The following is a 15,653-nucleotide window of genomic DNA, read 5'->3' on the forward strand; positions in this document are numbered from 1 at the left end:
GGAGGCATACGAGTGAGTCAAGAATTAATTCAAGCGGTAATGGTACTTACAAAGCAAAAAGGTTTTGCTCCTGAGGTTATCTTTGAATCCTTAGAGGCTGCATTATTGCAAGCATATCGCAAAGAACCAACATCTAACCCAGATGCGTACGTTGTGATTGACCGCGAAACAGGCGTTTATAAAGTAATGGCAAAAAAACAAGTAGTAGAAACTGTGGAATTACCTGAAACAGAAATCAGCTTGCTTGATGCTCGCAAAAAAGATAAACGTTTTGAGATTGGTGACGTAGTAGAAGTAGATGTAACTCCTGCCAACTTTGGTCGTAGCGCTGCCCATACTGCAAAACAAATGCTCATTCAACGTTTGAAAGAGGCTGAGCGCAGTGTAGTATATGAAGAATACTATAGCCGCGAAGGTGATATCATCACTGGCGTCATTACTCGCGTAGAAGGAAAAAATGTATTTATTGATCTTGGTAAAACAGAAGCAATCTTACCACCAACAGAGCAAATTGCTACTGAAACATATCGTGAAGGGGACCGTATTAAGTGCTATATCGTAGAGGTTAAGAAAACTACGAAAGGCCCTCAAATCATGATTTCCCGTACACATCCAGGCTTATTAAAACGTCTCTTTGAATTAGAAGTGCCAGAAATCTTTGAAGGCGTTGTGGAGCTTAAATCTGTAGCTCGTGAGCCAGGTATGCGCTCTAAAATCGCTGTATATAGCCGTGATGAAAATGTTGATCCTGTAGGTGCTTGCGTAGGTCCTAAAGGTCAACGTGTACAACATATCGTTGATGAATTACACGATGAAAAAATTGACATTGTTAAATGGGATGAAGATCCAGCAATTTACATTGCTAACTCCTTAAGCCCTGCGAAGGTTATATCTGTAGATGTAAGCGAAGAAGAAAAATCTTCTTACGTAGTAGTGCCTGACTACCAATTATCTTTAGCGATTGGTAAAGCTGGTCAAAATGCTCGTTTAGCGGCCAAGTTAACAAACTGGAAAATCGATATTAAAAGCGAAACTCAAGCTGCTGAAGAACCTTTCACAGGTTTTGGCAATGCTGAGGAAGGTGAATAGTCATGAAACCGAAATCCCAACCTATGCGAACTTGTGTAGGATGTGGTGAGCCTAAGGCTAAACGCGAATTGATTCGAGTAGCTTTGAGCCCAGACGGTAACATCAGTATTGATCGCACTGGTAAAGCACCAGGACGTGGAGCCTATCTATGTGAATCCATGTCGTGCTTTGAGCAAGCCTATAAGGCAAAACGATTAGAACGGTCATTAAAGCATGGTGTATCGAAAGAGATATACGAAGCATTACAACGTGATTTACAAGAGAATGAGTAATCACTGATATACATGAATGAAGATAAAATTTTGAATCTCTTAGGTCTAGCACAACGAGCAGGCAAAGTTATTTCCGGTGATTTCATCGTAGAAAAGGCTATAAAGAGAAAGGAACCGAAATTGGTACTTCTCGCTGGTGACTGTGCAGCCAACAATGAAAAGAAATATACTCAATTAGCAGAGACACATCAAATTCCACTTCATAGTATTGCCAATAAAGAGGCGTTAGGAACGGCCATTGGTAAAGAAGTTAGGGTAGTAGTTGCCGTACTAGATGATGGATTTGCAAAGGCAATATTAAAAGAGATTGATCGATAATAAGGGGGTATGTAGATGTCCAAAAAGCGCGTCCATGAAATCGCCAAAGAGTTCGGCGTAGAAAGTAAGCAGGTTATTTCTATTTTGCAACAACATAATGTAAATGTTACGAAAGCAGTTAATTCTGTAGATGATTCCGGTTATGAAATTGTAAAAAAACAATTGAGTAAGAAATCTGAAGCACCTAAAGTAGCACAAAAAACAGAAAAAAAAGTAGAACAAAAATCTGCTCCAACTGCAGCTCATAAACAAGAAGCTGCGCCACATAAACAACAACATTCAAATCGTTCTAACGAACAGAAAAAGGATAATCGTAAACAAGGTGGTCAAAAACAAGACGATCAATCTAAACAAAACGACCACAAAAAAGGCAATGTACGTCACGTACAAATTTCTGAGCCTACACGTAAATCCGATGGTAACCAACATGGTGGTGACCGCGCTAATAACCGCCCTAATAACAATAATAACCGCAATAATGACAACCGCAATAATAACGGTCGTCCTAATGATGCGCGTAATAACGACAATCGCAATAACGATAATCGTAATAGCGACAACCGCAACAATGATAATCGCAACAACGATAATCGCAATTCTAATAACAATGATCGCCGTAACAAGAAAAATAAAAAAGGTGGCAACAATCGCCCTCAATCCTTGTTATCTACATCTATGCAAAAGAAAAAGAATCGCGTAAAACATCGTAATGAACAGTACTTACAACAAAAAGCTGAGGCTGAACGTAAGGCTGAAGCAGCGATTGCCACAGAAATTGAATTGTCTGGTTCTTTAACTGTTAAAGAACTAGCTGAAAAAATGGGCCGAGAAGTATCTGAAATTATCAAAAAATTGATGCTTTTAGGTGTAATGGCAAGTATTAACCAAGAGGTTGATGTTGATACAGCTACAATCGTAGCAGAAGAATTTGGTGTAACTGTAACTGAAGTAGAACCTGAAGAGGATCCTACTGATATTATCGAAATTGAAGATGCACCAGAAACATTAAAACCTCGTCCACCAGTAGTTACTATCATGGGTCACGTTGACCATGGTAAAACATCCTTATTGGACGTAATTCGTCAAACTAACGTAACAGCTGGCGAAGCTGGCGGTATCACTCAACATATCGGTGCTTACCAAGTTCGTTATAATGATAATAAAATTACATTCCTTGATACTCCAGGTCATGAAGCGTTTACAGCTATGCGTCTACGCGGTGCGAAGTCCACGGATATTGCAGTTCTTGTAGTAGCTGCTGACGACGGTGTAATGCCGCAAACTATCGAGGCTATTAACCATGCAAAATCTGCAGACGTACCTATTATCGTAGCTATTAATAAAATGGATAAACCAGGTGCTAACCCAGACCATGTTAAACAACAATTGTCTGAACATGGCCTTTTACCAGAAGAATGGGGCGGCGATGTAATCATGGTTCCTGTATCTGCTAAACAAAAACAAGGTATCGACGACTTGCTCGAAAATATCTTGCTCGTAGCAGAGGTTATGGAATTAAAAGCGAACCCTAACCGTAAAGCTTATGGCGTAGTTATCGAGGCTCAACTTGATAAAGGCCGTGGTGCTGTATGTACCGTATTGGTACAAAAAGGTTCCCTCCGCGTAGGTGATACAGTTCTTGCTGGTACTGCATACGGTAAAGTTCGTGCTATGACAAATGAACGTGGCGAAAAGGTAAAAGTAGCTCGTCCTTCTATGCCAGTAGAAATCTTAGGTTTCTCCGAAGTTCCACAAGCTGGTGAAATCATCAATGGTATGGATGATAACGAAGCACGTGCAATCGCTGAAAAACGTATTGCAAAACAACGCGTTCAAGAATTACAAGCAACTCACAAAGTTACATTGGATGATATTTTCAACCAAATTCAACAAGGTGAGTTAAAAGACCTTAACATCATCATCAAAGCTGACGTTCAAGGTTCTGTAGAAGCATTGCGTCAATCCTTAGAAGGTATTAAAAACCCTGAAGTACGTATTGTTATCGTCCATGCTGCAGTAGGTGCTATCAACGAATCCGATATCATGTTGGCTTCTGCATCTAATGCAATCGTAATGGGCTTCAACGTACGTCCTGATGCTAATGTTCGCCGCGCTGCGGAAAATGAAAAAGTTGACCTTCGTACATATCGCGTAATCTATGATGCTATCAACGATGTTGAGTCTGCTATGCGTGGTATGTTAGCACCTCAATTTAAAGAGGTTGTCGTTGGTCGTGCTGAAGTACGTCAAGTAATCTCTACACCTAAAGCAATTGTTGCTGGTTCTTATGTAACTGAAGGTCGTATTACTAACGACTCTGAAGTACGTTTGATCCGTGATGGCATCGTCGTATTTGAAGGTAAGGTTGACTCCTTACGCCGCTTCAAAGACGAAGTAAAAGAGGTTAAAACATCCTTCGAATGTGGTATTTCTTTGGAAGGTTACCGCGATGTGAAGGAAGGCGACGTTATCGAAGCATACTTAATGGAAGAAATTGCACCTCAATTCTAGGAGGTTTATATGAGTGACGTTCGTGTCAGAAAATTACAAGAATTTATCAAACAAGAGGTAAGTCAAATGTTGATGCGCGGGTTGAAGGACCCTCGCATCGGCTTTACTACGATCACTGATGTTCATGTAACAGGTGATTTACGAGAAGCTACGATTTATGTTTCCTTGTTTGGTTCTGATAAGGAAAAACAAGATACCCTTATCGCATTAAAGCATGCAGCTGGTCATATTCGTACTGAGCTTGGCAAAGTACTTAAATTGCGCCATATTCCTTCTATCACTTTTGATAAGGATACGTCTTTAGACTATAGCATGCATATCGAATCCCTTTTGAATGAAATCAAAAAGGACGAAGAAACAAATTAACACAAAGGATACAGAACATGAGTAAGATTACTATTAATCAATTACATATGGCTCTGTGTGAAGCTAATTCTATTATGCTAACCGTCCATGTTAGACCTGATGGCGATGCTATCGGGTCCATGGTGGCCTTTTACGAAGCCCTTATAGGACAAGGTAAAACTGTATATATGGTAGTGGATGATGTAGTTCCTGAGAAATACTCATTCTTACGATATACGGACCACATCCATGATGTAGCGTACTTTGAAACTAATCCAGTTGACATTGATATGCTTATGGTTTTGGATGCTAGCACGTATGAGCGAATTGGCAAAGTAGGTGCACTCTGGAGTGCACCTATTTTTAATATAGACCACCATATTTCCAATACGGAATTTGCTGATCATCTATATTTGAAGCCAGAATTTGCTGCTACAGGTGAAATTGTTACGGACTTATGTACGAAATGGAATTGGCCTATCACCGAGTCGATGGGCACCGCATTATATATGGCGATTGCTACAGATTGTGGGTTCTTTAAATTTAGTAACACCACAGCGAATACCCTTGAAATGGCTGCTAAATGTGTAGCTGCAGGGGCTAGACCAAATGTTATTTCTGAAACGATTGAGGCCGTATCTGCTAGTCGTCTTGAATTAACTAAACAAGTAATGCAAACTATTGAGTTCCACAAGAATAATACAGTAGCAACCATTGATTTGAATCGAGAAGCTATGAATATTCTTGGAGATGATACAGATGGTTTTGTAGATATTATTAGAAACGTCGATACTGTTGATGTAGCCATTTTATTAAAAGCTGAAGCTGATGATAGAACTCGCGTTAGTTTACGTTCTAAAGGCATTGATGTAAACGCAGTAGCCAGTCACTTTGGTGGAGGCGGTCATATTCGCGCTTCTGGTTGCACTATTAATCTACCGTTAGAAGAGGCAAAACAAGCTCTTATAGAGGTAATTAAGTAATGGATGGCATTTTACCATTTTTAAAACCGCCTGGTATTACAAGTCATGATGCTGTAGCCATTTGTCGCCGTATTTTAAAAGAAAAGCGCATTGGTCATAGTGGTACACTTGATCCGATGGCTTATGGTGTATTACCTATATTTCTTGGTAAGGCTACGCGCCTTATAGAGTATACAGAAGGTTTTGATAAAACCTATGTAGCTGAATGTAAATTTGGGACTTTTACAGATACTGAAGATAGCTCTGGACAACCTGTATTACCTGATACAGATATGGTGTTGCGTGACGGTGTTGTATTGAATGAATCTATTCAGTTTTCTGAGCTCTCCGGGTCTATGCTTAAGCCAACATTTGATGAATTGGTTAATACCTTGAATACCTTTGCAGGCATTCAAAATCAGAGGCCATCTAAATATTCTGCGATTAAAGTAAATGGTATTCGAGCTTATGAATATGCACGAAAAGGGATCCCTGTAGAGTTGCCATTACGTCAAATTCATATTAAACACATTGAATTAATAGCCTATGGATTCCCATACTTTACGGTTCGCGTTACTTGCTCAGGCGGGACTTATATTCGTTCGTTATTACGCGATATTTGTATTTCTCTAGGCATACCAGGAACTATGACATCTTTAGCACGTACTCAAGTGGGACCTTTTGCTATCGATTCCGCAAAAATAGCGGAAGAGTTAATGTTACATGGTGAAAGCCTTTTACTACCAACAGAAGCGGCGGTATCTCATCTTTCACAAGTGACTGTAAATAGTGTACAATTAAAGATGATGGTGCAAGGCAAGGAGTTGCCTATTAACAGTGAATTTTCTTTCACTGAGCCAGATAATTTGTATAGAGCCTATGGACCGCATGGTTTTATTGGTATTATGAAACGAACAAACCACTCCTTAAAGGTGGAAAAAAATATTTTTATTGAAGGATAAGTATGAAACAAATACATTCGTTTGATGAACTACGTCAAATCAAAGATACAAAAGTATATGCCCTTGGTACCTTTGATGGCATTCATCGAGGTCATCAACGAGTTATACGTAAGGCTGTTGAGGAGGCTGCATCAGTTAATGGTGTTAGTATCATCATAACCTTTGAACATCATCCGTTGACGATACTACATCCAGAACGGGTACCTAAACGGTTGATACAAGAAGACGTTTTGAATACAGTCATTGAAAGCCTCCAGGTGGATTATATTTTGCGATTACCGATGACTGAAGCATTACTTAACATGTGTGCTGATGAGTTTTTAGATGCCCTTTGTAAAGATACTAATGTGGAAGCTATCGTCGTTGGTGAGAATTTCACATTCGGTGCTAAAGGGCTAGGTAATCCTGAATATATGAAACAAGTATTGGCAGATAAGGCGATACAAGTTTTAGTTCAGCCTTTATTGCCTTGTGATGGACTTAGTACTCCTATTTCGAGTACTGAAATTAGAAAAGCTATTCGAGAAGGCCGTCTAGAAGATGCCACTCATTGGCTTGGTCGACCATTCCAGTTTAAAGGTACTGTAATAAAAGGTGATCAACGGGGACGTACATTAGGATTCCCTACATTAAATTTATTGCTTCCTAATGAAATGGCTACACCTCCAGATGGAGTATATGCTAATCGTGTATGCATTGATGGCATTTGGTATGATGGGGTAGGTAATGTTGGAGACAATCCTACATTTAAAAACCAGTACCATAGATGTGAAGTACACGTGTTTGACTTTGATCAAGATATATATGGAAAAGAAGTAATCGTACAATTTATTTCCTATCTTAGAGGAGAAGTTAAATTTAATAACTTACAAGATCTTATCGATCAAATGAAGGTAGATGAAGAACAGGCGTTAGCTATTTTAGCTAAAGCATAATAAGGGGGTTCTCATGGATATTAAAGAAGCTCGCAAACAAATTGACAGTATTGATACTGTTTTAGTCGGTGAATTTGAAAAAAGACTATCCTTAATTAAAGAAATTGGCAAATATAAAGATGAACATCATTTGCCACTCGTCGATGAAGAACGGGATGCAAGTATCATTGCTATGCATCGTTCTAACTGCATAGATGAGTCTTTAGCGAACTATGTGGAAAAATATATGAAAACTATTGTTTCCATGAGTAACGATTACTTAAAAGAAAATATGCATAAACATATTTTCCTCATCGGTATGCCTGGTGCAGGTAAGACTACAGTAGGTAAGGTTCTTGCTAAAGAATTAGGTAGAGACTTCTTCGATTTAGATCAAACAATCCAAGATAAGGTTGGTAAATCTGTACAAAATATTTATATTCACGATGGTAAAGATGCTTTCACTGAATACGAATATACTACAATCAAAGAATTGATTCACAATAAACCATCTGTTATTGCTACAGGTGGTGGTACAGTTACTTATGATAAAACTGTAAACTTAATGCGTAATAACGGTCTTGTTGTATTCGTTAATCGCGATGTAAATCATATTCTAGATGATTTGGATCTTGAAATTCGCCCACTTGTAAAAGAAAGTATTGAGTATATATTTAATGTATACGAAGAGCGATACCCATTATACGAAGAAGTGGCGCATATCAAAATTGGTAACGAAGGTAGCATTACCGATGCGGTGCAAGAAATTATTGAAGCCTTGCCTAATACGGAGAAATAATGGACGCCATACGAGGATTTGTATACCGAACTATATATGAGAATACACAGCGTACATATTGCGTGTTTATCCTCAAAGATTATAATGAGGAATACATTACTTGTACCGGCAAATTCGAGTCTCCTAAAGAAGGAGAAGATATTGAAGTACGAGGCCGCTATGTAGAGCATGAAAAGTATGGTCGCCAATTCGATGCGAACAGTGTGGAAAAATTAAAGCCCGATAATATGGGCGCTGCTAAAACGTATTTACTAAACCTAGGTATAAAGGGATTTGGTGAGAAGTCTGTAGAGAAGGTTCTCGACTATTTTGGCATTCGTATTTTAGAAATTTTACGACAGGAGCGTCCTGAAGAAATTAAGGATATTCCTGGTCTTCGTAAAAATGTTAAGGATGAACTATTTAATACATTACTTGGTGAAGGTATTTTATCCGATTTAAATCACTTTTTTGAAAGTCACCATATTTCTTCTAAATGGAGTCGAACTGTATATACTTATTACGGTGTTCAGTCGGTAGCTGTTATAGAGGATAACCCTTATACTTTGTTGCGTGTTGCACCAGACATGCTCTTTGGTACGGCTGATACATTGGCGGACCATTTAGGTATTACTGGCAGTGATTCTCGCCGTTTAGAGGCTGGGTTAGAGTGGATTTTACGCAGTTTAGATAATCAAGGTCATACATGCTTGCCTGTAGATCAACTTATAGGTCGCTTGGATGATCTTTTACAAACTGATGTAGATGATATTGCTAACTTTATTGAAAGTCTTTTAGAGCAAGGTGCACTGTATAGCACGTATTACGAAGATATTTTATATATCTATCCGCCAGAAATGTATGTTTCTGAAGTGGAAGGTGTGCACTATACTCGGGAATTTTTATTAGAAGCAGATCCAATTGCTTTAGATATTCCAAGCTTTATAGAACGCTTTGAGCAAGCTAACTATATTACCTTTGGCGATGCTCAAAAAGAGGCTATTCAGCTTTCTTTCTTTGAGAAGTTTTCCCTCATAACCGGTGGTCCTGGTACGGGCAAAACAACGATTATTAAGGCTTTAGTAAAAGGATTCCAACTTGGTGGATTAGGTCGTATTATCTTATGTGCTCCTACGGGGCGTGCTGCGAAACGCCTTACAGAGGCAACGGAGTTTGAAGCTACTACGATACATAGATTGTTGGTACCTGTTCAAGGTAGTGATTCCTATGATTTTACTAAGAACGAGGATGACCCATTAGATATAGATGTTATTATTATCGATGAAGCATCTATGCTCAATGTTCGTCTATTCTATTCATTAATGGCCGCGATTCCTAAAGAGGCCCATGTTATTATTGTAGGCGATGTGGATCAATTGCCACCTATTGGGGCTGGTTTTGTATTAAAAGATTTGCTTGATAGTGATTGCGTACCTTATACACGACTCAATCAGATTTATCGTCAAAGTTCGGGTAATACTATCGTTGAAAGCGCTTATGCTATCAATCGTGGGGAAATGCCGAACCTAGATGGTATGAGTGAAGAGTTTTCTTTTATTCCTGTTAAGTCCTATGACATGATGATGAAAGCTATCATCGATGTATATAAACGAGAACAGGAACATGTAGAGGATGAATTAGATATTCAAATAATTTCTCCTATGCGTCGTGGTGAAGCAGGTAGTACATTGATATCTCAATATGTACAACAAGCTGTTAATCCACCAGATAGCTATAAAGGAGAAGCACGTGTAAATGGTATTACTTATCGCGTTGGCGATAAGGTTATTCAAATCCTAAATGACTATGAGTTAGAGGTTTTCAATGGTGAAATTGGTGTAATTTACGCCATTACACGAACGGACATTTGTATCCGATTTATCCATAAAGAGGTTCGTCTACCTATCGATGAAGCACATATGATTATGCCAGCCTATGCTATTACGGTTCATAAAAGCCAAGGTAGTGAGTATGGCGTAGTTATTATTCCATTTGTCCCTAGATATGGTGGTATGTTACAACGCAACTTGTTGTATACTGCTGTTACCCGAGCAAAACGAAAAGTTATTATCGTTGGTACTACTAGTGCTGTTGAACGTGCCGTACGTACCGTTAATGGTGATGAACGATATACATTGTTTAAAGAACGACTACAAGGGAGATGTGATTCTTAAATGAGTCTTTTGGATTTCCTATTTCCACCTGTTTGTCCTCACTGTGGGGCTCCTGTAGCAACACAAGGTGATTGGTGTAAAACTTGTTTTACAGATCTATTACATATTCGTCATGTGCCACATAAATTTTTACATTATGTAGATGATGTATGTGTGCTAGCTGAATATCGTGGTGGTCTAAAGTCTATGATTTACGATGTAAAATTTAATGAAAAAAAGGAGCAGTCCAAAGGGGCTGCTCCTTTTTTAGCATCGTACAACTTTTACATGAAATACGATATATTTAATATAGTTAGTCATAATTGTAAAACCGTGTATGACTATATTGTACCTGTACCGTCTAGTCCAAAAAAAATAAATAAGAGGGGATATAATCAAGTTGATTTATTTTTCAGTCATTGGGCCAAGTCCTTACAAAATATCGATAATAAGCATTTTATTTGGTTAGATTGTATATATAAATTTGATACTTCAAACGATATGTGGGCCTTAACAAATAAGGAGAGACATCAAAATATTGATGATGCCTTTGTCGTAAAAGCTGAGTATAAGCATATGGAATTGGCTAATAAAAATATTTTAATTGTTGATGATATTTATACAACAGGCGCAACAATTGAGGCCGTAACAAAGGTGTTGAGGTCATATAAACCTCTTAAAATTGACGCTTTAACATTAGCTAGTGGTAGTTTTTAAATTTCCACCAAAAAAGCGTCCACCTTTTGGTGAACGCTTAGTAAGTCTATTAGCCAAGAACATCAATAAAAGCTTTTACTACATCTGGATCGAAAAGAGAACCAGATGCACTGAAGAGTTCTTCTTTTGCTTTAGCTTTTGTTTTTGCCCAAAACTCGGTAGAAGGATTCACTGTTGTATCATAGTAATCGGCAACAGCAATGATTCGAGCTCCTAATGGAATGTTAGCACCTCGTAGATGTTTTGGATAACCAGAGCCATCCCATTTTTCGTGGTGGTAACGAATATAAGGCAAGATTTGTTGGCAGCAAGGGTAGTTTTCGATCATATTGGCACCACTTGCAGCATGTTGCTTATACTTGGACATTTCTTGCTTATTTAGATATGGAGATTTTTGAATTAATGCATTAGGTACCATTAATAGCCCTACATCATGAAGTAAAGCTGCGTGACGAATTTGTTCAATTTCATTTAATGGTAAGCCCATTTTAGCAGCGATACTAACTGCATAGTTTGAAACTTGGATAGAATGAGTATAGAGATGATAGCTTTTCATTTGTATCATCTGCAAAAGCTGAGCGCTTATTGCTTCTAAACTGTCCTTTTCCAGTTCATACAACCCAGATGGTTGCATCAATGATAACATAAACATAATAAACCCCTCTAACTAACGTACAGAACATTTGGTACAACCCCTCGTACTTATGTTCATATCGTACAACTTTAGGCCGTTCTAATTTAACAGTATACAAATTATACACCATAAATTATCTTTTGTGTATGACACGTATGTTCTTGCATACATGTTGTATTCATATTTGGCATACTAAAATGAATTGACTTTTTGAGAATACACTAGATATAGTACCTTGAAAAAATAATTTTAGAATTATTAAAATAATATGAAGGATTTTTTAGGTTTTCTATTCCAATTTTCTATACATCAAGAAATAGGGGTTGCAAAAAATATTCTCATTGGTCTGAGAACTCATCGTTATTATGTTTGGCTTTTGATTTATAGCATCTATTTTCATTACTAGAGTTGCTATTATACTATTGTAGGTTTATATATTATATACACCTATATAATTATCTTTTACCTAGACATGAATACTCTTATTCTTTATAATACGTCTATACGGGTCTGTGGTTGAAAGTCGATGCCAGTCGCAGGCAAAACGATCCACATAAGCAGTCTAAGAGACTGTGAGCATGGTGCGGCTTAGGTGTAAGTCCTGCCGGTTAAACCGAGAGGGGTAGTAGTGGGGAGTCTCAGACTTATGAGCGAACCCTCCAGCAGGCGAGTGTGGGGGCAAAGACCAGGTCAGCCGTATACGGGCACATGAGGCTTTTCTCATGTGCTTTTTTCTTTTTATACATTTGTATATTCAAGAATCTATAGAAATCCACTACCTATGGGAAAGTTTCTATACATGGCCGTAATATTTATACATTGTATGTATAAAATAAAAATATAGATATAGGAATTTTGCGATATTTTGGAAATTTTTATACAAATTTATTGACATAATTATACTAACTATATATACTGTTATAAAGTAGTAGTAAGTTAGAATGATGAGGTTGATAATATGTTAAATAGCAAGTTGAAAAAATTAATTATTGGCAGTTGTATGTTAGTTATGGCAGGTTCTTTAGTTGGTGGTTGTGGTTCTTCTAGTCAAACAACATCCAATAAACTTGTTGTAGGTACTAATGCAACATTTGTTCCGTTTGAATTTAAGGATGAAAAAACTCAAGACTATACAGGTTTTGACATTGAATTAATCCGTGCTATTGGTAAACGTATTAATAAAGATGTAGAGCTTAAAAATATAGCTTTTGATGCTTTGATTCCAGCTTTGAATACTCGTGATATCGATGTTGCTGCATCTGGTATGACTATTACAAAAGCTAGAAGTGAAAAGGTATTATTCTCTTCTCCTTATTATGAAAATGCATTAGCAGTAGTTTATAAAGATGGTACAGCTGTGAACTCTCTAGATGATTTGAAAGGTAAAAAAATTGCCGCTCAATTGGGGACTACTGGAGCAGATCTTGCACATAAAATTGAAGGTACTGCAGTAAAAGAATTTGACCATAGTAATGAAGCTTTGTTAGAATTACAAAATGGTGGTGTTGATGCAACTGTAATTGATTTACCTGTTGCGCAATATTACAGCACTAAGCATCCTGACCAACACATCAAATTTATGGCATATCCAAATACAAAAGAATATTTGGGCTTAGCAATGAATAAAGATAATAAAGAGTTGCAAGAACAAATTAATAAAGCAATTGCCGATATGAAGGCAGACGGTGAATTTAATACATTATATAAAAAATGGTTCAATGTAGATGCACCTGCTGATATGCCAGTAGTTTTAGAATTTAAATAATAGGAGAGATTATGAGTTTTAATTGGGGGTTAATTGCGGATAATTTGCCGCTCTTATTACAAGGTGCACTTGTGACCGTAGAAATTACAGCTATGTCTGTAGGCTGTGGTTTCTTTATCGGTTTGTTAGTATCTTTAGCTAATTTATCTAAATTTAGTTTAGTTAGATTACTAGCCAAATGTTATGTAGATATCATTCGTGGTACACCACTTTTGGTACAAATTTTCTTGATTTATTTTGCTTTACCAATGATTACAGGTCAACGTATCGATCCGTTTATTGCAGCTGTTACGGCATGTAGTATTAACTCTGGGGCATATGTGTCTGAAATTTTCCGTGCTGGTATTCAGTCTATTGATAAAGGTCAAATGGAGGCTGGTAGATCTCTTGGTTTAACTTGGGGTCAAACAATGCGTTATATCATTATGCCTCAAGCTTTCAAAGCAATTATTCCACCATTAGGTAATGAATTTATTGCCATGTTGAAAGATTCCTCTTTGGTTTCTGTTATCGGCTTCGAAGAGTTGACACGTCGTGGTCAATTAATTATTGCTAAAACCTATGCATCCTTTGAAATCTGGGGTACAGTTGCCGTTATTTATCTTATTATGACGGTGACAATCTCACAATTAGTTGGATATCTTGAAAGGAAATATAGCATTAAATGATTAAATTAGAAAATGTACATAAATCCTTTGGTAAAAATGAAGTACTAAAAGGTATCAACCTACATATTAAACAAGGTCAAGTAGTGGTAATTATAGGGCCATCTGGTTCTGGTAAAAGTACTGTACTACGTACTATGAATTATTTAGAAGAACCTACATCTGGTAAAGTTATCGTTGATGGCATGGATCTATCTGATAAGAAAAAATTAAATGAAGTACGTGCTGAAGTGGGTATGGTTTTCCAAAACTTTAATTTATTTCCACATATGACCGTGATGGACAACTTAACCTTGGCACAAACTAAGGTTCGTAAAACATCTACTGATGAGGCTAAAAAAATTGGTCAAGCTTTACTTGATCGAGTTGGCTTAGGTGATAAAGCTAATGCATATCCTGATTCTTTATCTGGCGGTCAAAAGCAGCGTGTTGCTATTGCTCGTGCTTTGGCTATGAAACCTAAAGTAATGCTATTTGATGAACCAACATCTGCTCTTGATCCTGAAATGGTTAGTGAAGTTCTGGATGTAATGAAGTCTCTTGCAGAAGATGGCATGACGATGGTTATTGTTACTCATGAAATGGGCTTTGCCAAAAAAGTAGCGGATAGAGTGTTATTTGTTGATGGTGGTTTGATCTTAGAAGATGATACACCAGAACGTGTATTTGACTCACCAACAAATGAAAGAACAAAATCTTTCTTGGATAAAATTCTATTAGATTAATTTATAAAATTATAGGAAGTAAACTCTAGAAATAGAGCTTGCTTCCTATTTTTTTATATTTTTAAAGTGAACTTTTTTTGTTCATATTAAATTTCATAATATATGTATTGCTATATATCTATTAATATATTTTATAGCACGGTGTGAAATGAATTGACTATTAAGAATATGTATAAGGTTTTCGCACAAATATTAATCTAAAAAATGTGATTATGGCTATAAATATTTGTGATATAACAATATTTTATACAGCCTTTTTGTGAAGTGATAATTTTTAATTCATATATTTTTATGATTATAAAATTATGTAATAAATTTATAGGTTGTTCGTAATTATTTATAATACTGATAAATAAAGGTTTTTTCGATGGTTAGGAGAGACGTATTCTCAAGTATTAATATTTGTATATTCATTAAAAATGTTGATATTATTGTTTGATATTTTATACATGCTGTGTTATGATACAGATATAGAGCAAGACAGTAAGACAATAAATATATTTTTAGGAGGAAATTACCATGTTAGGTAAAGTAAAATGGTTTAGCGCAGAAAAAGGTTATGGTTTTATTGAACGTGAAGACGGTAGCGATGTATTCGTACACTACTCTGCGATCCAAGACGAAGGCTTCAAATCTTTGACAGAAGGTCAAAATGTTGAATTTGATATCGTTGATGGTAACCGTGGACCTCAAGCTGCTAACGTTGTTAAAGCGTAATCACATACAAAATTATTCATAATAACAACATATACCAAAACCTCGACATATTATTATGTCGGGGTTTTTGATTTTTGTACGCCGAATAGGCATGACTAAACCCCCAGTTAAACTGGGGGTCGGTAA

The 15,653-nt window shown here is 36.9% G+C and carries 16 protein-coding genes; 15 read left to right on the plus strand and 1 reads right to left on the minus strand.

All coding sequences use genetic code 11. The features are described from left to right. The first annotated feature begins 12 nt into the window (after positions 1 to 12). The 11 genes from nusA to RYM16_RS05870 are packed head-to-tail and all read left to right on the plus strand — an operon-like array spanning position 13 to position 11,021. Positions 13 to 1,089, plus strand: a complete 1,077-nt coding sequence (gene nusA, locus RYM16_RS05820) for a transcription termination factor NusA (RefSeq protein ID WP_054747221.1) — start codon at positions 13 to 15, stop codon at positions 1,087 to 1,089. 2 nt (positions 1,090 to 1,091) lie between these two features. After that, the gene (gene rnpM / locus RYM16_RS05825) at positions 1,092 to 1,361 is read left to right on the plus strand and encodes an RNase P modulator RnpM (protein WP_009351781.1); all 270 of its coding nucleotides are present in this window, start codon (positions 1,092 to 1,094) and stop codon (positions 1,359 to 1,361) included. A 12-nt stretch (positions 1,362 to 1,373) separates the two neighbouring features. Next, a complete protein-coding gene (locus tag RYM16_RS05830; protein WP_009351819.1) occupies positions 1,374 to 1,679 on the plus strand; it encodes a ribosomal L7Ae/L30e/S12e/Gadd45 family protein in 306 nt (101 codons plus the stop codon). A gap of 15 nt (positions 1,680 to 1,694) precedes the next feature. After that, positions 1,695 to 4,190, plus strand: a complete 2,496-nt coding sequence (gene infB, locus RYM16_RS05835; RefSeq protein ID WP_314982896.1) for a translation initiation factor IF-2 — start codon at positions 1,695 to 1,697, stop codon at positions 4,188 to 4,190. Positions 4,191 to 4,199: 9 nt separating this feature from the next. Then, the gene (gene rbfA / locus RYM16_RS05840) at positions 4,200 to 4,556 is read left to right on the plus strand and encodes a 30S ribosome-binding factor RbfA (protein WP_012864260.1); all 357 of its coding nucleotides are present in this window, start codon (positions 4,200 to 4,202) and stop codon (positions 4,554 to 4,556) included. 17 nt (positions 4,557 to 4,573) lie between these two features. After that, positions 4,574 to 5,518, plus strand: a complete 945-nt coding sequence (locus RYM16_RS05845) for a bifunctional oligoribonuclease/PAP phosphatase NrnA (protein ID WP_314982898.1) — start codon at positions 4,574 to 4,576, stop codon at positions 5,516 to 5,518. Continuing rightward, positions 5,518 to 6,459: a tRNA pseudouridine(55) synthase TruB gene (gene truB / locus RYM16_RS05850; RefSeq protein ID WP_314982900.1), complete on the plus strand. Its 942-nt coding sequence runs from the start codon at positions 5,518 to 5,520 to the stop codon at positions 6,457 to 6,459. Before RYM16_RS05845 ends, truB begins: the two co-directional genes overlap by 1 nt. A gap of 2 nt (positions 6,460 to 6,461) precedes the next feature. Beyond that, positions 6,462 to 7,394 (plus strand): riboflavin biosynthesis protein RibF, encoded by a 933-nt coding sequence (gene ribF / locus RYM16_RS05855; protein WP_273297950.1) that lies wholly within the window; start codon positions 6,462 to 6,464, stop codon positions 7,392 to 7,394. 13 nt (positions 7,395 to 7,407) lie between these two features. Then, positions 7,408 to 8,172: a shikimate kinase gene (locus RYM16_RS05860; protein WP_314982902.1), complete on the plus strand. Its 765-nt coding sequence runs from the start codon at positions 7,408 to 7,410 to the stop codon at positions 8,170 to 8,172. Next, on the plus strand, positions 8,172 to 10,325 hold the full coding sequence (locus tag RYM16_RS05865) for an ATP-dependent RecD-like DNA helicase (RefSeq protein ID WP_314982904.1): 2,154 nt from the start codon (positions 8,172 to 8,174) through the stop codon (positions 10,323 to 10,325). Before RYM16_RS05860 ends, RYM16_RS05865 begins: the two co-directional genes overlap by 1 nt. Continuing rightward, complete coding sequence (locus tag RYM16_RS05870; protein ID WP_314982906.1) at positions 10,326 to 11,021, plus strand: double zinc ribbon domain-containing protein; 696 nt, start codon at positions 10,326 to 10,328, stop codon at positions 11,019 to 11,021. A 49-nt stretch (positions 11,022 to 11,070) separates the two neighbouring features. On the opposite strand, the gene RYM16_RS05875 is transcribed toward RYM16_RS05870, so the two are convergent. Beyond that, positions 11,071 to 11,673 carry an HD-GYP domain-containing protein gene (locus RYM16_RS05875; protein WP_004693025.1) on the minus strand — a complete coding sequence of 201 codons (603 nt, stop codon included), beginning with the start codon at positions 11,671 to 11,673 and terminating at the stop codon, positions 11,071 to 11,073. A gap of 940 nt (positions 11,674 to 12,613) precedes the next feature. Here RYM16_RS05875 and RYM16_RS05880 point away from each other — a divergent pair. From RYM16_RS05880 to RYM16_RS05895, 4 genes are all read left to right on the plus strand, one after another. Continuing rightward, positions 12,614 to 13,420, plus strand: coding sequence for a basic amino acid ABC transporter substrate-binding protein (locus tag RYM16_RS05880; RefSeq protein WP_314982907.1), 807 nt, complete (start codon positions 12,614 to 12,616; stop codon positions 13,418 to 13,420). An 11-nt stretch (positions 13,421 to 13,431) separates the two neighbouring features. After that, positions 13,432 to 14,088: an amino acid ABC transporter permease gene (locus tag RYM16_RS05885; RefSeq protein ID WP_009351786.1), complete on the plus strand. Its 657-nt coding sequence runs from the start codon at positions 13,432 to 13,434 to the stop codon at positions 14,086 to 14,088. Next, positions 14,085 to 14,810 carry an amino acid ABC transporter ATP-binding protein gene (locus RYM16_RS05890; RefSeq protein WP_009351795.1) on the plus strand — a complete coding sequence of 242 codons (726 nt, stop codon included), beginning with the start codon at positions 14,085 to 14,087 and terminating at the stop codon, positions 14,808 to 14,810. Before RYM16_RS05885 ends, RYM16_RS05890 begins: the two co-directional genes overlap by 4 nt. 519 nt (positions 14,811 to 15,329) lie before the next feature. Next, complete coding sequence (locus tag RYM16_RS05895; protein WP_005386847.1) at positions 15,330 to 15,527, plus strand: cold shock domain-containing protein; 198 nt, start codon at positions 15,330 to 15,332, stop codon at positions 15,525 to 15,527. Positions 15,528 to 15,653: the final 126 nt, after the last annotated feature.

This window comes from uncultured Veillonella sp. (genome assembly GCF_963524655.1).
Classification (GTDB): Bacteria; Bacillota; Negativicutes; order Veillonellales; family Veillonellaceae; genus Veillonella.